The organism is Corynebacterium ulcerans, from assembly GCF_000767685.1.
In the GTDB taxonomy this organism is placed as follows: Bacteria; Actinomycetota; Actinomycetes; order Mycobacteriales; family Mycobacteriaceae; genus Corynebacterium; species Corynebacterium ulcerans.
The window spans coordinates 2,290,392-2,307,105 of the sequence record NZ_CP009622.1 but is presented as its reverse complement, the minus strand read 5'-3'; the positions used below and the strand labels follow the sequence as shown (position 1 = coordinate 2,307,105).

Below are 16,714 nucleotides of genomic sequence, written 5' to 3'. Positions count from 1 at the left end.
TTGCAGCGAGTCTATGCGCGTAGTATCTTCAAGTTCAAGCCATTGAACAATAGTGTTCCATTGACTTAGTTCTTTCCACTCTTTCATGTTCCGCCAAGCAGATGAGGAGGCTTGTAGCGCTCAAAGTTGTCTGGTCTATTCCTTAGTTGAGATATGCGAAGCCCCTAGGCGAGCGGTGTGGCTCATGCCTAGGGGCGCGGCATCGCGACGGCGATGTTGTCTACCGTCTTCACGTTTTTGTACTGGCAGAAGCGTGAAGACGGTAGTCTGTGCACTACTGCACGAGTGGATTACTTGGTTGCGGCCTCGTAACGTGCTGCAACGTCCTCCCAGTTGAAGACGTTCCATACTGCCTTAACGTAGTCAGCCTTGACGTTCTTGTACTGCAGGTAGAAAGCGTGCTCCCACATGTCAAGCATGAGCAGCGGGGTGAGGTTGGCGGAGATGTTGCCCTGCTGATCGGTAAGCTGCTCGATGACTAGGCGCTCGCCAACGTGGTCGTAGCCAAGCACTGCCCAGCCAGAGCCCTGCAGGCCGAGAGCTGCTGCGGAGAAGTGCTCCTTGAACTTGTCAAAGGAACCGAATTCAGCGCTGATTGCTTCTGCGAGTGCGCCGGTTGGCTCGCCGCCACCATTCGGGGAGAGGTTCTTCCAGAAGATGGAGTGGTTGGTGTGGCCACCGAGGTTGAAAGCGAGGTCCTTGGTAAGGGCGGTAACGGCGACGCCGATGTAACCGTTCTCGCGGGCGTCGGCAAGCTTCTCCAGGGCTGCGTTAGCACCGTTTACGTAGTTAGCGTGGTGCTTGGAGTGATGTAGCTCCATGATCTCGGCAGCGATGTGAGGCTCGAGAGCATCGTAAGCGTAATCAAGTTCGGGCAGTTCATATTTAGCCATTGCCGTGGTCCTTTCGTTGAGGTGAGCGCCACGCGCACTTCGAGGTGTGATCGGACCAAAGAAACTTGGTCATGCGCGTGAGACGACTTGACCCCATGATAGGACAAACCTGGATTATCGCAACGTTAATCTATTGAAATTCCAATAAGTTTGCCACGGGTGAACACTGCGGGTGTGTGGAAGGGTGTGAGTGGGGTATGGCTAGGTGTGCAGCTGGGGGCATGGAATTCTGACCAAAAACTTCCTGGTAGGAAATAAAGCAATCCAACTCGGGGTTGTGCACCGTATAAATAAATAACCGTGCAGGCGGGAAGAATGTCGTCGAAGGCGACGTGGTCTGCGCGGTGTACATACAGAAAGAAACGGAGAAGAAGATGGGTTGGTTGTTTGGTTCCGCACCGAAGATGGTTGCTGATAACGAGGCTCTCAAGGGTGGATCGCAGCCTGTGCTGTCGCGTCCGCGCCCACATGCGGTATTACGCACCCCCATCACCGGTCCGTGGAAAGAGGGGCAAGAGGTAGTTTACGTAGGTATCGGCTGTTACTGGGGCGCGGAGAAAATGTTCTGGGAGACCCCAGGGGTTGAGTCCACGTCTGTAGGCTTTGCCGGCGGCATTACCCCGAATCCCACCTATCGCGAGGTGTGTAGCGGGCGCACCAACCACACCGAGATCGTGGAAATTGTTTATGATCCGGCCGTGGTGAGCTTTGACGAGCTCGTGGTCAAAGCAATGGAAGCCCACGATCCTACGCAAGGTTATCGCCAGGGGAATGACGTGGGAACGCAGTATCGGTCTGCCATCTATACGGCCGGGCCCAACGCTGTTGCGCAGGCCGCGCGCGCCCGGGAGATCGCAGAACACTACGCCCGCAAGCTTGCCGACGCCGGCCTCGGACGTATCACCACAGAGATCCTCCCGCTTGCGGACACTCCCGCCGGCACATATTACAGGGCTGAAGATGAGCATCAGCAGTACCTATACAAAAACCCGGCAGGTTATTGCCCGCATCATTCCACGGGTGTTGCCTGTGGGATTCCACAGGCATAAATCCTGAGTTTTGCCTTGTCGCCACCCCGATAGAAAAAGATGTCGGGGTGGCTTTTGCTATGGAGGTGTTGGGTCTGGAGGGGCGTCGAGAAGCTTGTTAGGGTGGGGCTGCAAGCTCGATGAAAATGGGTGAAAACGGAACTCGAACGGAACTCAATAGTGTGAAATAAGTATCATACCGGGCATGATCTCACAATATCGGGCATAATTGGCAGTGGAAGGCTAGAGAAACTCACACGATTCGCCTCTGGTGGGGGCGCTAAGGAAGGTGGCCATGAAGAACATCGTCGGAAACAAGGTCGTTCTCATTGGAGCGGGCGACGTGGGAGTCGCCTACGCATACGCACTGGTCAACCAGGGTACGGTAGATCACCTCGCCATCATCGATATTGATGAAAAGAAGCTCGAAGGTAACGTCATGGACCTCAACCATGGCGTTGTGTGGGCTTCCTCCCGCACCAGGGTTACCAAGGGCACCTATGCGGACTGTGAAGATGCAGCCATGGTTGTGATCTGCGCGGGAGCTGCACAAAAGCCCGGTGAGACCCGCCTGCAGCTTGTGGACAAGAACATGAAGATCATGAAGTCCATCGTCGACGAGATCATGGCCAATAACTTCGATGGCATCCTTCTTGTGGCTTCTAATCCTGTGGATATCCTGGCTTACGCTGCATGGAAGTACTCGGGGCTGGATTGGCGCCGCGTGATTGGCTCGGGCACGGTCCTCGACTCCGCACGCTTCCGCTACATGCTTGGTGAGCGCTATGAAGTCGCGCCCAGCTCGATCCACGCTTATATCATCGGCGAGCACGGCGATACAGAGCTTCCGGTTCTTTCTTCGGCCACCGTTGCGGGTGTGTCCATGCGCCGTCAGCTGGAGAAAAACCCAGGTCTAGACGCCGAGCTAGAGAAGATCTTCGAGGAAACCCGCGACGCCGCTTACGCCATTATCGACGCCAAAGGTTCCACCTCTTATGGCATTGGCATGGGGCTCGCCCGTATTACGCGCGCAGTAATTCATAATCAGGAGGTTGCGTTGCCTGTGTCGGCTCTCCTGCAGGGCGAATATGGGCAAGAGGACATCTATATTGGCACACCAGCTGTGATTAACCGTGGTGGAATCAACCGAGTGGTTGAGCTTGAGCTCACTGACCATGAGATGGAGCGATTCACGCACTCCGCAGACACCTTGCGTGGCATCCAGGAGCAGTTCTTCCCGGCTTAGGCTGATCGGCTTTGGGAGCGTAAAAACCTGCATTTCCATAGACAATCGTGCGGTGTGAGCATGATTGTGGACGTAATGTCCATGGAAATGCAGGTTTAATGCGTATTTGGCTGGGTTCGACGCAGCTCTCGCCACGTCGAACAAGCTAGCTGATGCGGTCGAGGATGACCGAAGTGCGTGGGGCCGGGGACTCGTCGCCAATCTTGACGCCGGGTTCGAGAGACTCTAGGGCGCGGTCAAAACGGTCTTCATCGTCGGTGTGGAGGGTGAAGAGCTTCTGGCCTTTTGTTACCTTCTCGCCGAGTCCTGCATGAATCTCGATGCCAGCGCCAAGCTGGACTGGGTCTTCCTTGCGGGCACGTCCTGCGCCAAGTCGCCAGCTGGCTACGCCTAGTGCGAGGGCATCCATTTCTGTGAGGTAGCCGTCGCGGTCGGCAGTGATCTCGTGGGTGTGGCGTGCGGTGGGGAGTGCAGCGTCGGGGTCGCCGCCCTGTGCACGGATCATCTTCTTCCAGGAATCCATTGCGCGGCCGTCGGCAAGCGCTTCATGCACGTCAGGATCGTGGACGCCGGCGAGTTCAAGCATTTCTGTTGCAAGGGCGCAGGTGAGCTCTATGACGTCGGAAGGCCCGCCACCTGCGAGTACTTCTACGGACTCGCGAACTTCCAGGGCGTTGCCGATGGTGCGACCTAGAGGTACGGACATGTCTGTGAGGAGTGCGACCATGTTGGTTCCGGCATCGCGTCCAAGGTCAACCATGGTGCGGGCAAGCTCGCGTGCCTGATCAAGCTCCTTCATAAAGGCGCCAGAGCCGACCTTGACGTCGAGGACCAGGTTCGCGGTTCCTTCGGCGATCTTTTTACTCATGATGGAGCTGGCGATCAAAGGGATGCAGTCGACGGTAGCGGTGATGTCGCGCAGCGCATAGATTTTCTTGTCTGCGGGTGCCAGTCCGGCTCCCGCGGCGCATACTACGCAGCCTGGGTCTTCCAGGATCTTCATCATGCGGGCGTTATCTATGTCGGCTTCCCAGCCGGGGATGGCCTCTAGTTTGTCCAGGGTTCCGCCGGTGTGGCCTAGTCCTCTTCCGGAGAGCTGTGGCACGGCAACGCCATAGCTGGCAACGAGCGGTGCGAGAGGGAGGGTGATTTTATCGCCAACGCCGCCGGTGGAGTGCTTGTCTGTGGTGGGGCGGGAGAGGCTGGCAAAGCTCATGGTTTCGCCGGAGTCGATCATGGCCTGGGTCCACTGGACGATTTCTTCTCGATCCATGCCATTGAGGAATATTGCCATGTTGAGGGCGGCCATTTGGTCGTCGCCGACGACACTGCGAGTGTAGGCATCGATGATCCAGTCGATTTGCCCCTTACTCAGCTTTCCTTTATCCCGCTTTGTGCGGATGACGTCTACGGCGTCGAACTTCTCGGCCACGGTAATCACCTTCCATGAGGGCTGTTGAGGCTTGGGAAGTGTTGGATGGCAATTCGGCCAGAGTACCCACAGAGTGACTGAATTGTGCTGTGGAACACTTCTCTTAACCTATTGTGCGATTTGACATTCTTGATTATCATCACTGGTAGCACGAATGTCAAGGGTTAAAAGCACAAATGTAAAAGGATGTGGTGACATGACCTCCGGGGCTACAACCACTGGTCAGCCCGCCCGCGCGGCCTCGGGAGCCAGTACAACGTGGACCGACGACGAGCTCCTTGCGGAAGCTCGAATTGCTGCCCAACGTTCCTACTCGCCATATTCACATTTCCCGGTCGGCGCGGCACTTTTGCTTGACGACGGCCGCCTCATCCACGGATGCAATTTTGAAAACGCATCCTACGGTTTAACCATTTGTGCTGAGCGTAACGGAATTGGTGGCGCAATTGTAGGGGGAGAGCCACGTTCGGGCGATGAGCTTCCATTCCGCATCGAGGCGGTGGCCATCGTCGGTAAAGCTGGAGAACCGTGTTGGCCCTGTGGGGCGTGCCGTCAGGTTCTCCGCGAATTCAATTGTCAACGCGTCATCGTGGAAGACGGTGACACTTCCCTCAGCGTTGACTTTGCCACAATTCTTCCGCATTCCTTCGGCCCAGAATCTCTATAAGGGGACACATAATGGAAAGGCTTCAGGGACTTTTAGGAATCGTAGCGATCCTAGGATTGCTCATTCTCTTTTCCCGCGCACGCAAACAAATTAACTGGCGGACCCTCGGGGTAGGCCTGGCATTACAAGTTCTGCTTTCGCTGCTCGTTCTCAAGTGGAGTGTGGGCTTTAACGCAATGAAGTCGGTATCCAAAGGTCTGCAGAAGCTCACCGACTTCACTAACGAGGGCACATCATTTGTTTTCGGTTCGCTCTTTGGAACCGAGAACTCCTTTGTTTTCGCCCTCAATGTGCTGCCAGTAATCATCTTCCTTGGCGCGATCATTGGCGCTTTGTACTACTTCCGAGTGATCCAATTCTTCGTAGATATCGTCGGCGGCGCGTTGAAGTGGCTGCTGGGGACGTCCAAAGTGGAGTCGGTGTGGGCATCGACAGTGATTTTCTTGGGACAATCCGAGGCTCCTTTGGTGATCCAGCCGTATCTGAAAAAGCTCACTCGTTCCGAGCTCTTCACCTGTATGACAGGCGGTTTCGCTTCCGTTGCAGGTTCGACCCTTATTGGTTATTCCTTGCTTGGTGCCCCGTTGGAGTATCTCCTTGCTGCCAGCGTGATGAACGCGCCGGGCTCTATTCTTGTGGCTAAAGCCTTTATGCCAGAGACAGAGAAATCAACTCTTGACGCGAATGTTCGGAACGTCCGCGACACAGAGAGCAAAAACGTTGTGGACGCCATCGGCCGTGGTGCCATGAGCGGCGGACAGATTGCCGTTGCCGTGGGCTGCTTGCTCATTGCCTTCATCGCTATGATCTCCATGCTCTCTGCGATCCTTGGTGGCATTGGTAGCCTCTTTGGACAAGAAGGATGGTCTCTGGAAGGGCTCTTTGGCCTGCTGTTCTCTCCTGTTGCATGGCTTATTGGTGTTCCGTGGAACGAGGCCCATCTTGTGGGGTCCTTCATCGGCGAGAAGACCATTATTAATGAGTTCGTGGGATACACCAGCTTTGGCGCCAACCTTGAGAATCTGTCGCCGAAGTCCATCATGATCAGTACTTTTGCTCTCGCAGGCTTTGCCAATATCAGCTCTATTGCAATCCAGATCGGTGCGCTCGGAGGCCTTGTGCCGGAGCGTCGTGGTGAAGTCGCCAAGCTTGCTCCGATAGCCCTCATCACTGGTTTTGCTACCAACATGCTCAACGCAGCAATTGTTGGTGTGGTCGCTATGTAAATAAGGTGCTTTGGGTTTGAGTAGGCACGTGAGCCGGGTCTCTTCTTAAGAGGGGCCCGGCTTTGTGCAAGGTAGTCTAAGGAGAGAAGAAAGTACTGCGGAGCAACGTGTGGGAATAGGGGTGTGACGTGCAGATTATTGCACATCGAGGCTTTAGATCGGCGTATCCTGAGATGAGTGCCCAGGCCTTTGAGAAGGCACTGGAACTTCCTATTCATGGAGTTGAATGCGATGTCCGTTTAACTAGCGACGGGCATGTGGTCTGCCACCATGATCGAACCTTATTGCGCACTGCCGGTGAGAAGACACGAATATCTACGGCCACCCTCCAACAGTTACGTCATGCCAACATCGGTACTAGCGATAATCCGCAGCACATTCTCACTCTTGACGAGCTCCTAGATATAGTGCTCGCTTACCCAGACAAGCACCTTTATGTGGAGACTAAACACCCGCTGCGCTACGGCGCGATGTTAGAGGAAAGCATCGCCATGCGCTTGCGCTACCGGGGGCTGCTCGCGGACTCGCGGATTCACATTATTTCCTTCTCGCATGCGTCGATTAGCAGGATGCGTCGTTTGGCTCCCGGGAACGACACGATTTATCTGAGAAGGGAATGGGAGGCTCGCTACAACCCCTTGGACGTTGTACCATCGCGCCCGACAGCCCGGGGACTCTCTATTGCACATGCGAAGCTCCGTCCTGGTCTGGTCGGGCAAAAAGGTAAGAGAACTTATATATGGACTGTGAATGAGCGTGAGGATATGCAATGGGCGCTCGAACATGGTGCCGATATGATCGCTACCGATTATCCCGATAGGGCTCTTGAGGTGGTGCGTGGAGGGTAAGGGGTTCAAGGTGAAGAAACCCTGAGGCTGTGTTGAGGCCTGACTACCGGTAAGTTGTGTGGCATGGCTAAGAAGAACAAAAAGAAGGAACAACTTCCTGAGGGCATGAGCCGTCGTCAGGCTAAGCTTGCTGCTCGCGCTGCAGAACGCGCGGCATTTGAGCGCGACCCGCGGCCGTATGGCGGATTCGCTTTTGAGACGGATCTGGTGGCTATGCAGGAATTCGTGCCGTCCGCGGTGGCTAAAGTCACGGTTGAGGGGCTCGGCGAGGTGTCGTTGTGCACGGTTTTGCCAGGTGGTAGCGCGGCATTGGTGCGCGAAGAGTCGGTAGGAGGAGACATCCTCGTCGCTTTGCAGACCCAGGCCCGTTCCAACAATCCGAATCGTGACCTGGCCTATGCCTTGAACTGGGCGAAGAGTGCTAAGCCAGGGGAAACCTTGGATCGCGCTGTGGCAGATGGCACGGAGCCAAAGCTAAACGAGCTGCTTGGCGCTGACCAGGAGATCGAGATCACTGAGTTCAGCGATTTCAACTGGTGGATTCCGGAAGGCACCGCCGTAAGCCCTATGCATGCTCAGGCGATTCAGGCAGCCAACGACTCCGTTTTGCCTTCGCATCGCGTAGAAGCAGAAGTTCCGGGAACTGTATGGTGGATTAACCCAGGTCAGAAGGCTCACATTCGGTGGGTGCGCGGCGAGGAAGAAGACACGTTGTTGCGTGCACTTGCCCGCATTGCTGCTCGTGGGGAGCTAAAGCTTGGCGACGAAACCAAGTTTGCCGGTGTCTTCCGTACCCACGGTCTTGCCGTCCCGGTGTGGGATCTGGATCCTGAGCGCTCTCACGAGGACTATGCTGCTGATCTTGTGTCCTTGAATGAGAAGATTGAGGCCGAGCTGGGCAATGACTCTCAGCTGAATGCTGATGAGCGGCGTCAACTGGAGAACATCAAGTCTCGCCAGGTGACTATTCGCTAGACCACGTTAGGCAACGTTAGGTAGCGATGACGGGGGCACGTTTTCAGAGTGTCCGTGCCCCCACATGGTGGCGGTTTTCTAGGAATCAGTGCATTCCACGCCATTGTGGTGCATGATGTATAAATCTTCAAAAAGAGATGCCAATCACATCTAGGGAGTTTATATGGCTGATGCACTTAGTACTCTGAACTCAATAATCTGGTCTCCAGCGCTTGTGTTTTTGTGCTTGGCTGCAGGCATCTACTTCACTGTGGCTACCCGGTTTGTGCAGCTGCGAGGCCTTCCGGATATGCTCCGTCAGCTGCGACGCGGTGAGAAATCAGAAAACGGTGTCTCCTCTTTCCAATCGTTGATGATGTCCCTTGCGGGTCGTGTGGGCGTGGGCAACATTGCTGGTGTGGCTACGGCTATCGCATTCGGTGGCCCCGGCGCAGTGTTTTGGATGTGGATGGTTGCCTTTTTGGGTGCCTCAACATCTTTTGTGGAATGTACCCTCGCCCAGATTTATAAAGAACAAGATCGCGATACCGGCGAGTACCGTGGCGGGCCGGCGTTTTATCTGGAAAAGGCGTATCGCCACACCAAGGCTGCCCCATTTATGCTGGTTTATGGCATTGTTTTTGCCGTCGCGATGATTCTTTCCACCAGCTACTTTCTCCCTGGCATCCAGGCAAACGGCGTGGCTGCGGCAGTTAATAATGCATGGGGAGTGGATGTAAAGATTACCGCTGTGGTGCTCGCTGTGGTGCTTGCCCTGATCATTATCGGCGGGGTGAAGCGCATCGCAAACTTTGCCACGATGGTGGTGCCGGCCATGGCTGCTATTTATATCGCGGTCGCCGTTGTCATCTTGTTCATGAACTTTGATCAGATTCCTCACGTCTTTGGTTTGATTTTTAAGTCTGCGTTTAACGCTGAGGCCACTTTCTCGGGGCTGTTTGGATCCGCGATCATGTGGGGTGTTCGTCGCGGTATTTATTCCAATGAGGCTGGTCAGGGCACTGGCCCGCAGGCTGCAGCTGCTGCGGAGGTCTCGCACCCGGCAAAGCAGGGCTTTGCGCAAGCGTTTGCCGTGTACGTCGATACGCTTTTTGTGTGTTCTGCAACGGCGTTCATCATCATCTCGACCGATATGTACAAGGTCTTTTCCGGTGAGAGCGAAGAGGGCGCGGTGGTTTACCAAGGTTCGCTGCCGGATGGTGTTCCTGTGGGGCCGGGATTTGTGCAGTCGGGTTTGGATTCGGTTGCTTCGGGTCTGGGGCCGTCGTTTATCGCGGTCGCCATTATGTTCTTTGCCTTTACCACGGTGGTTGCTTATTACTACTTGTCAGAGACCAATTTTGCGTATCTGAATCGCTGGGTGCACAGCAAGGGACTGCGCAGGGTTATTATCTGGGCGCTTAGGTCGCTCATGATTGTGTCTGTGATTATTGGCGCGACTTCTACTCCTGGCGCGGCGTGGACGCTGGGCGATATTGGAGTAGGCACTACTGCCTGGCTTAACGTGATCGGAATACTTATTCTGCAGGTACCGGCCCTTAAATGCTTGCGTGATTATTATCGGCAGAAGAAGGCTGGGCTGGAACCGGACTTTGATCCAGATGCCGTGGGTATTAAGAATGCTGATTTCTGGGTCGAGCGCAAGAAGCGTCGTGAAGCGGTTGGGGCTGAGCGCGGTGCTCATATCGATCCTCGCCTTGGCGACGCACCCTATGAACCCTAAAAATTAATCTTTAACGGGCACTCCACTGCGGGTGCCCGTTTTCTTTTTATGGGCTGGGTAACAGGGTCAACCATTGTGTTATGCAAAATAAGAAGTTTTTCCTGAGAGATCAATTTGCCGAGCTTATTGGATATGCAAAGGGAGGTGAGGGAGGCTTACTTACCCCCGTCTTTAACTAAGGTTAGGCACGCCTAATAAAACGGGTATAGGGTTATGTGCGCTCGGCTAGTGCCGGGTGAATTGCATAACTCGAAAGGAACTGCGTTGAACCGAATGCGACGCCATACGGCCACTATCGTGGCAACGGTTATGGCATCCTCCCTCGTTTCCCTCACACCAGTTGCATATTCGCAGGATGCCTCAGCTGAAGGCTCCCTGTCTTGGGGAATACGTTCTAGCTTTAACAATTACACTGGTGGCGCTACAAAGCTTTCCGACGGCGCCGCCCGTTCCGATAAATCCTTTACCTTCCCTTTGGTCTCCCAGACTTTTAATGAGTCCACCTCAAAGCTTGAAGCCCAATTTAAAGGCGAGGTCCTGTACAAGAAGTACTGCAAAAATACAGGGAAAAAAGACCCTGTTGATGATGAGTGCTCGCTCGACCTCTCCATGAAGAACCCCAAGGTGGTCATTGCTCCAGAGGGCTCCTACATGGAAGCCACTGTGCGCTCGAAGCAATACACCACGGGCCAGTACTTCTCCCCTGAAGAACCTGTCCGAATTGCAAACCTGTATACGTCGGGAGCGCAATTTACGGATAGCGAGGGCAAAATCAGCTGGTCTGATATCGCTACTGCGCTGACTCCCGACGGCGTGAAAATGTTCTCTGATTTTTATAACGAGAATGAAGGCCTAGACCCTCTTGGTTTCACTTACAAAGGCAAGGGTGTGCGCCCGGCCGGCGATCAAGGTGGTCTGCGAACTGCGGCCCAAAAATGGACAGCTCCAAAGGACTACGATCACATCTCCCGCCCATTCCTCTACGGCGAGAAGATTGTGGTTGTGACCGCTGAATACGGAGTGACGCTTCTCGACGCAGAACTGCGACCCATAGCTACAAAAGAACTACCCATAGATAAGCTGGCCACGGTCGCTTTTAATGAAGCAACGGGCGAACTCTTCTACGCAGCGTCGGAGGGTTCCTCTGATGCAAAGACGCTCATGAAAGTCGCTGTCTCTGGAGACGCGATTGGTGAGCCTACCAGCGTGGGAACCGTTCCTGAGACTATTCGGGGAATCGGCGTGGATCCAGATTCCGGCAAGTTCTTTGCAATTAGCGCTGAATCAGGCGACGACTCAGCCAGGGAAAACGGTGGTCATCTCACCATTTTTGATAAGTCTGAGAAACAGCGCTCGATAGCTCTTCCAAAGACCGCAGAAGTTCTGGAGGCGAAGGTTGTCGATGGCGAGTCGGTGTACGCCAAGATCTTTAATATTGATGACTTTGCCGAAGTTGCGAAGATGAACGACGGAACCTTTATCTTCCATCCAGGTGCTGCCGTCACGTTGGAGGATAATGACATCGCTACCAAGGGCTTCCTTTTCTCCATTGATCTGAATGCCTCCGATGAAGAAGCTTTCAAGTACATGAAGAGGTCTCAGTACCTAGAGCGTACGGCTCTTTTTGGGGTGTCTACTGATGGTGAAACTATCCTGCGATCTACCCACTTTGGCCGAGGTGGCGCACAAATGTTGAAGTACGCCGACCGGGATGTTTCTGCAGTGACGGAATCCATACAGCTTTCTGGAGGAGGGCTTTGGGCAGGTTCAGTTTTCCATGACGGAAAAATTGTTCAGTTAGACGGCAAGAACGGCAATCTGAACTGGCTCAATCCCGCAGATTTGAAAGTAGAAAAGTCGCTTCCCATCACTAATGGCAGAGAGACGTCTAACCGGCGACACGGTGACTTTTTAATCAACAAAAACGGCGACGTTTATGTGCAGACCTTGGATGAATCGACTGGCGATCTCAAGGAATATTACGTGCTCACTCGTATGACAGATATGTCCAAACCGCCTGCGGCTAAGTCTGATAACGAAAACCGCCTCAAGGAAATTGAGCGGCTTGAGTCCGACAAAACAAAGCCTTCAACCAGCGGGAAAGCTGAGCAAATAGGAAAGATCATTGGCATTGTCCTGGGAGTCTTAGGTGGACTTTCCGTTCTTTCTTTCTTCTTCCAAAACCATATTCGTAGCTTCTTGGGTCTCTAAAGGATATAAACATGAAAAACAACCGCATACTTTCTCTCACCATCAGCGCTTTGGCCACAGCTTCTGTGTTCACTGCATCTTCGCTGGCAGCGACGTCGCCATTAGTCACTGCGGTGGCTAGTGCACAGACGCACGATGCGATGCCGGGGAAGTATTATATTGAGCCTGCTACTGACGCGCAGCAGTATCTTCCTATGCTTAATTCTTATGTCTCTGTAGCTAAGTTGCGACACGTTTATCACACTGCAACTGGTGAACAAAAATTTGAGAAATATCCTGGTACTCAGGCGCAACGAACAGCTCATGAAGAATCTGAGAGAGCTTGTTATGTGGCTAAAGCCCGAGTAACACTGGCTATTTTGCAGGTGGAAGGTGATGCTGACGCACGTGCCCTTGATATCTCTAAAGTTGGTATTGATCTAGAGACCACAAAGAAAGCTATCCCGTTGCTGAAAAAGGTCAAGAGCAAATATTGGGATCTTTCTTTTAAAGAATCTGACCCCAATAGAGACAAATACTCAAATACGCACAAGATAGCTAATGACGGTCTCTATCGATTAGAAGAAGTAGTCAAGGCTGAAAAAATGGATGAGAATGAAAGGAATGCGTTCTCAATAGCCGACTGGGGTGTTGAGGAGCGTTTTGTCACGCCGCTTCTAGAGCAACATCATTTGGATAGTGATGAAAAAGGATTGAAGACCTATAAAGCGGATCTAGGCAGTTCTGAAAAAGAAAAAATGGCTGAAGAGGCTGAATCCTCAGGTGCGGAAAATCAAGAAAAGCTTCTTAAAAAGCACGGTGGCTCTGATATTCCGGCACCAAAGCCTCAGGAAAAGCCAGAGGCACCCAAAGAAAAAGAAGATGCGAAGCCGGCTCCCGAGAAGCCTAAAGCAGACGCAGAGAAGCCTAAAGCAGAGTCGGATAAGCCCAAGGTAGATACAGAGAATAAGGCTCCTGAGACGAAGGATCAGGATAAGGTTCCGCCTGCTAAGTCACCGCAGATTTCTTGGTCTCCCACCACGTGGCCTGCATGGTTGAAGGCGATTGTGTCTTTGGGTGGCGTGGGCTTGCTTGCTGGTTTGGTGCATATACTGTTGCCGTTCTTGCCTCGTTAAAGGCACCCCAAAACCTGAGCCAAAGGTTCACTAGGATGCTGTAAAAGCAGCAATGCCGTTGTGATTAGAACAGTCACAACGGCATTATGCGTGGGGCGATGATTATCGCAAAGAGGAGAATAGCTGTTCAGCTGCTGCTTCGTCCCACAGGACCACGCTTCCTACGTCGTAGTTGGCAAAACCTGAGTAGGGGACAGTGACGGTGTCTACTCCTTCACGCATCGCTAGGGCGACGCGGAAGAGGTGCCAGACGTGGTCATTGCTGCCCACGGTGAAGCTTCCTGCCACGCTGGTTATGGTGGGGAAGAACCGGAATGGATTGGCAAAGGTGCTGGTGGATGTGAGTTTATTGACCAGTGCGGCGAAAAATTCTCGTTGGCGTTGCACACGATCAAGATCGCCTAAGGGAGTAGCACGCGTGCGGACATATCCGAGGGCCGTCGGGCCGTTGACTTTTTGGCATCCAGCATTAATGGAAAGTGCCGCTAGGGGGTCTGTGATGGGTTCTGCCGGGCAGACTTCGATGCCACCAACCGCATCAACAACGTTGGCCAATCCGCCCATGCCGATTTCTGCGTAGTGGTCCACGCGCAGTCCGGTGGCTCCTTCGACAGTTTGGGTGAGCAGCGGTGCGCCACCATAGGTGAAAGCCGCATTGATTTTATCCATTCCATACCCAGGAATACTGACGTAGGAGTCGCGGGGGAGGGACAGCAGAGTTGCTTTGCCGCTGGTGGGTATGTGGAGCAGCATGATGGTGTCGGTTCGCATGGAGCCGAGGTCGCCACCGGTGCCTAGTCGTTGGGCATCGGCTTCGCTGAGTCCTGTGCGGGAATCTGAGCCGACGAGTAACCAGTTTGTTCCAGCAGTGTTAGCGATGCGGTTCGCGGGGCGGGCATCGGTGCGGTTGAGCTTGGTATCCATCCAGAGCGTGCCGGCGACACTGAGGACCATAACGATGACAACCAGCCACGTTAAGCTGGACAGACAGCCACGCGGGCGCAGAATCCGCCGGCGGCGTCGGGGTGCTTTGGGCTGCTGGATAGCGGCCTGGTGGCGTTCAAAGTGGCGGTTGGGTTGGAAATTCTGGGATTGGTGTCCACGGGGGTCGGCGTAGCCTTGGGATAGCTGTTGCTGCCGCAGCTGCTGTTGTTCGTGCTCCGACGGGAAGTATTGCTGGGGGCGCTGCGGTTGCGCGGGGGCGTCGAAACGCGTTGCCTCCGGCTGGGGAGCCTGAGCGTTACGACGCGGCCGTCGTTGCGGTGCGCTCCTACCTCGGCGGCGTACGGGGCGCCCGTAGCGATCGAGCAGGGGATTTCCTTGGGAGTCGCGCATGAACTCGTCACGCGATCCGTGTCCTGCCTGTGGCTCCTGTGGGTTCATGAGAATAAGCGTAGTAAGCCAAAGCCGATTGCGGCTAACTCATCGCAGATTTAAAGGCCCAAGAACTGCAGATTTCCACCGATGAGGGAGTAACCGACAAAGGCGACGGCGTCAATAAGGAAGTGCCCGACGATGAGCGGCCAGACGTGTCGTGGGCGCCATCTGAGATAGAACCACGTGAAGAGGAACCCCATAATCATATTGCCGACTCCTGCGGAAAAGCCCTGGTAGAGATGATAAGAGCCGCGCAATAAGGAGGACGCCAGGAGGATAAAGCCGGTCGATTTGCCGAGTTGTTGCAGTCGCGTGCTCAGCCATCCGACTACCACGATTTCCTCTGCAAAGGCGTTGGCAAACGAATAAAGCAGCAAAATGGGAATCGCCCACCATATATCGAGCGAACTCGGAATAACCTGCTTGGATAGTCCCAGATGTACCGCTGTGACGTAGAAAGCCAGGCCGGGTACTCCGATAGCAAGTGCGAGCACAGCGCCCCAGCCGACCTCTGTGAGCCACGCCTTTGCAGACGCGAGTCGAAGCAGCGGGCCAGGAATGCGGTGTTCAGGGGCGTTGATGGCTAGGAGGAATAAGGAAAGCAACCCCCACGCGATGAGAGTTCCTGCGCCGCACAGCTGCAGCGCGAGGTCGAGCCAGGGGGAATCTGCCCGGGAAGAATTGAGAGTGGTGCTCTGCTCGTTGAGGGCTATGGGGGAGAGGGTGGCGTCGATAAGCCTTAAAAGCGAACGCAATCCGGACATGCCGAACGTGATAGCAAGAACCAACCAGATCTCTACGTGAATGCGGCGACTCATAATGCCTCCGCCACGCCAAAAAGCTCTGACACGGTCGCGCGGATGGCGCCGAGCTGAATTCCCACCCCACGGTGCGGCACCGATAACGCGGCGCCCCCAGACATGTTGAACATCGTTCCCCACGGGGTCCAACGAGTCTGTGCTGCAAAATCGTCCTCCGGCGCCATCGCGGAGAAATGCCCCACGGGTGGTGGATCAAACGCCAGAGTGGGGGTGAGTACGACGTCGATGTCCCAAGCATCGCGCAGAAGCTTGTCGACGCCCACGAAAGTCCGCATGGCCTCCGCCTTCCGGGATGGGGACACGCGGCGCCCGCAATCGCGTAGCCACTCCACGATCGGAGACGCCGGCCCATGAATTTTTGTAGATTTTAGCGCCAGAATGTCATGAAAAGCCGCAAACGGCTCGTCGCCATAAGGTCTGCTCACTGCGCTTACCGTATGGCCAGCAGCGGACAGCAGCGCGGCGGCGTCCTCTACTGCGGCAAGAATATGAGGTGCAACATCTACCTCTGCATGGACAGGTTGCGTGAGCACGCCAATGCGCAACGGGCGTTGTAGTGGACGGATGTTGTGGAGGTAGGCGGCGTCGGCAAGCGTACGGGTGAGGAATCCCTGTGTCACCGGGTTGGCTCGCGACGCATCGTGGGGTGGCTTGAAGCCCACGATCCCGGTGCACGCCGCCGGAACGCGGATCGAACCACCACCATCAGAAGCATGAGCGGCTCGCACCAATCCACGAGCGACCATTACCGCAGCACCTCCTGAAGAACCACCGGGCGTATGACCATGAAAAACTGGGGCAGCTAATCCCACAGGTTCTGTGTACGCAGTGAGTCCCAGCTCTGGAACCAGCGATTTACCAGGGACTATCGCACCCCGCGCCATGTATCTGGCTATAAAAGGGTCTGTTTCCGTCGCCATAACTCTGCGATGGATTGAGCCATAACTGGTAGGCATGCCGGCCACATCGGAGAGGTCCTTGGCCGGTATGATCCACCCGGAGAGCCGCTGCGGTGGTAGGGACGCGCGCATGTCTGCCTGACGATGTGCCGCATCAGCATCAAAATGAGCGAAGCCATGCTCTTGCGCGGACAAGCCGGCGACCTGCGTTGCGAGTGCGTCGATTCGCTCATGAATTGCCATGACGAACACA

Annotated in this window: 14 protein-coding genes; 9 read left to right on the top strand and 5 right to left on the bottom strand. The window is 54.7% G+C overall.

Translation table 11 applies throughout. From position 1 onward, the window contains the following. Positions 1 to 290: 290 nt before the first annotated feature. Positions 291 to 893: a superoxide dismutase gene (locus CULFRC11_RS10345; RefSeq protein ID WP_014526400.1), complete on the bottom strand. Its 603-nt coding sequence runs from the start codon at positions 891 to 893 to the stop codon at positions 291 to 293. 374 nt (positions 894 to 1,267) lie between these two features. On the opposite strand from CULFRC11_RS10345, the gene msrA reads away from it, so the two are divergent. Next, positions 1,268 to 1,942, top strand: a complete 675-nt coding sequence (gene msrA / locus CULFRC11_RS10340; RefSeq protein WP_013912569.1) for a peptide-methionine (S)-S-oxide reductase MsrA — start codon at positions 1,268 to 1,270, stop codon at positions 1,940 to 1,942. Between the two features lie 274 nt (positions 1,943 to 2,216). Next, positions 2,217 to 3,167, top strand: a complete 951-nt coding sequence (locus CULFRC11_RS10335; RefSeq protein ID WP_014526399.1) for an L-lactate dehydrogenase — start codon at positions 2,217 to 2,219, stop codon at positions 3,165 to 3,167. 145 nt (positions 3,168 to 3,312) lie between these two features. Here CULFRC11_RS10335 and CULFRC11_RS10330 read toward each other — a convergent pair whose 3' ends face one another. Further along, a complete protein-coding gene (locus tag CULFRC11_RS10330) occupies positions 3,313 to 4,599 on the bottom strand; it encodes a thymidine phosphorylase (RefSeq protein WP_023636493.1) in 1,287 nt (428 codons plus the stop codon). A gap of 196 nt (positions 4,600 to 4,795) precedes the next feature. Here CULFRC11_RS10330 and CULFRC11_RS10325 point away from each other — a divergent pair, with 196 nt between their 5' ends. The 7 genes from CULFRC11_RS10325 to CULFRC11_RS10295 all read left to right on the top strand — a co-directional run bounded on the left by CULFRC11_RS10325 (position 4,796) and on the right by CULFRC11_RS10295 (position 13,364). Further along, positions 4,796 to 5,266: a cytidine deaminase gene (locus CULFRC11_RS10325; protein ID WP_023636492.1), complete on the top strand. Its 471-nt coding sequence runs from the start codon at positions 4,796 to 4,798 to the stop codon at positions 5,264 to 5,266. Positions 5,267 to 5,277: 11 nt separating this feature from the next. Beyond that, positions 5,278 to 6,492, top strand: coding sequence for a NupC/NupG family nucleoside CNT transporter (locus CULFRC11_RS10320; RefSeq protein ID WP_023636491.1), 1,215 nt, complete (start codon positions 5,278 to 5,280; stop codon positions 6,490 to 6,492). Positions 6,493 to 6,620: 128 nt separating this feature from the next. After that, positions 6,621 to 7,340 (top strand): glycerophosphodiester phosphodiesterase, encoded by a 720-nt coding sequence (locus tag CULFRC11_RS10315; RefSeq protein ID WP_038620869.1) that lies wholly within the window; start codon positions 6,621 to 6,623, stop codon positions 7,338 to 7,340. A 63-nt stretch (positions 7,341 to 7,403) separates the two neighbouring features. Further along, a complete protein-coding gene (locus CULFRC11_RS10310) occupies positions 7,404 to 8,315 on the top strand; it encodes a DUF5926 family protein (protein WP_038620867.1) in 912 nt (303 codons plus the stop codon). A gap of 163 nt (positions 8,316 to 8,478) precedes the next feature. After that, the gene (locus CULFRC11_RS10305; protein WP_023636488.1) at positions 8,479 to 10,038 is read left to right on the top strand and encodes an alanine/glycine:cation symporter family protein; all 1,560 of its coding nucleotides are present in this window, start codon (positions 8,479 to 8,481) and stop codon (positions 10,036 to 10,038) included. Positions 10,039 to 10,251: 213 nt separating this feature from the next. Continuing rightward, a complete protein-coding gene (locus CULFRC11_RS10300) occupies positions 10,252 to 12,249 on the top strand; it encodes an HtaA domain-containing protein (RefSeq protein ID WP_023636487.1) in 1,998 nt (665 codons plus the stop codon). An 11-nt stretch (positions 12,250 to 12,260) separates the two neighbouring features. Further along, positions 12,261 to 13,364 (top strand): hypothetical protein, encoded by a 1,104-nt coding sequence (locus CULFRC11_RS10295; protein ID WP_023636486.1) that lies wholly within the window; start codon positions 12,261 to 12,263, stop codon positions 13,362 to 13,364. A gap of 102 nt (positions 13,365 to 13,466) precedes the next feature. On the opposite strand, the gene CULFRC11_RS10290 is transcribed toward CULFRC11_RS10295, so the two are convergent. From CULFRC11_RS10290 to CULFRC11_RS10280, 3 genes are read right to left on the bottom strand one after another with little or no spacing between them, the layout of a single operon-like run. Then, positions 13,467 to 14,747 carry an LCP family protein gene (locus CULFRC11_RS10290; protein ID WP_052096435.1) on the bottom strand — a complete coding sequence of 427 codons (1,281 nt, stop codon included), beginning with the start codon at positions 14,745 to 14,747 and terminating at the stop codon, positions 13,467 to 13,469. Positions 14,748 to 14,797: 50 nt separating this feature from the next. Further along, entirely contained in the window at positions 14,798 to 15,559 is a 762-nt protein-coding gene (locus CULFRC11_RS10285; RefSeq protein WP_023636485.1) for a CPBP family intramembrane glutamic endopeptidase, read from the bottom strand. Next, positions 15,556 to 16,704: an amidase gene (locus CULFRC11_RS10280; protein ID WP_023636484.1), complete on the bottom strand. Its 1,149-nt coding sequence runs from the start codon at positions 16,702 to 16,704 to the stop codon at positions 15,556 to 15,558. The genes CULFRC11_RS10285 and CULFRC11_RS10280 overlap by 4 nt, the downstream gene beginning before the upstream one ends. Positions 16,705 to 16,714 lie beyond the last annotated feature (10 nt).

What these genes read in the sequence shown, in the direction of transcription:
- CULFRC11_RS10345 (WP_014526400.1), bottom strand. Translation starts at nt 893, where the DNA reads ATGGCTAAATATGAACTGCCCGAACTTGATTACGCTTACGATGCTCTC.
- msrA (WP_013912569.1), top strand. Translation starts at nt 1,268, where the DNA reads ATGGGTTGGTTGTTTGGTTCCGCACCGAAGATGGTTGCTGATAACGAG.
- CULFRC11_RS10335 (WP_014526399.1), top strand. Translation starts at nt 2,217, where the DNA reads ATGAAGAACATCGTCGGAAACAAGGTCGTTCTCATTGGAGCGGGCGAC.
- CULFRC11_RS10325 (WP_023636492.1), top strand. Translation starts at nt 4,796, where the DNA reads ATGACCTCCGGGGCTACAACCACTGGTCAGCCCGCCCGCGCGGCCTCG.
- CULFRC11_RS10320 (WP_023636491.1), top strand. Translation starts at nt 5,278, where the DNA reads ATGGAAAGGCTTCAGGGACTTTTAGGAATCGTAGCGATCCTAGGATTG.
- CULFRC11_RS10310 (WP_038620867.1), top strand. Translation starts at nt 7,404, where the DNA reads ATGGCTAAGAAGAACAAAAAGAAGGAACAACTTCCTGAGGGCATGAGC.
- CULFRC11_RS10305 (WP_023636488.1), top strand. Translation starts at nt 8,479, where the DNA reads ATGGCTGATGCACTTAGTACTCTGAACTCAATAATCTGGTCTCCAGCG.
- CULFRC11_RS10300 (WP_023636487.1), top strand. Translation starts at nt 10,252, where the DNA reads ATGTGCGCTCGGCTAGTGCCGGGTGAATTGCATAACTCGAAAGGAACT.
- CULFRC11_RS10295 (WP_023636486.1), top strand. Translation starts at nt 12,261, where the DNA reads ATGAAAAACAACCGCATACTTTCTCTCACCATCAGCGCTTTGGCCACA.
- CULFRC11_RS10290 (WP_052096435.1), bottom strand. Translation starts at nt 14,747, where the DNA reads ATGAACCCACAGGAGCCACAGGCAGGACACGGATCGCGTGACGAGTTC.
- CULFRC11_RS10285 (WP_023636485.1), bottom strand. Translation starts at nt 15,559, where the DNA reads ATGAGTCGCCGCATTCACGTAGAGATCTGGTTGGTTCTTGCTATCACG.
- CULFRC11_RS10280 (WP_023636484.1), bottom strand. Translation starts at nt 16,704, where the DNA reads ATGGCAATTCATGAGCGAATCGACGCACTCGCAACGCAGGTCGCCGGC.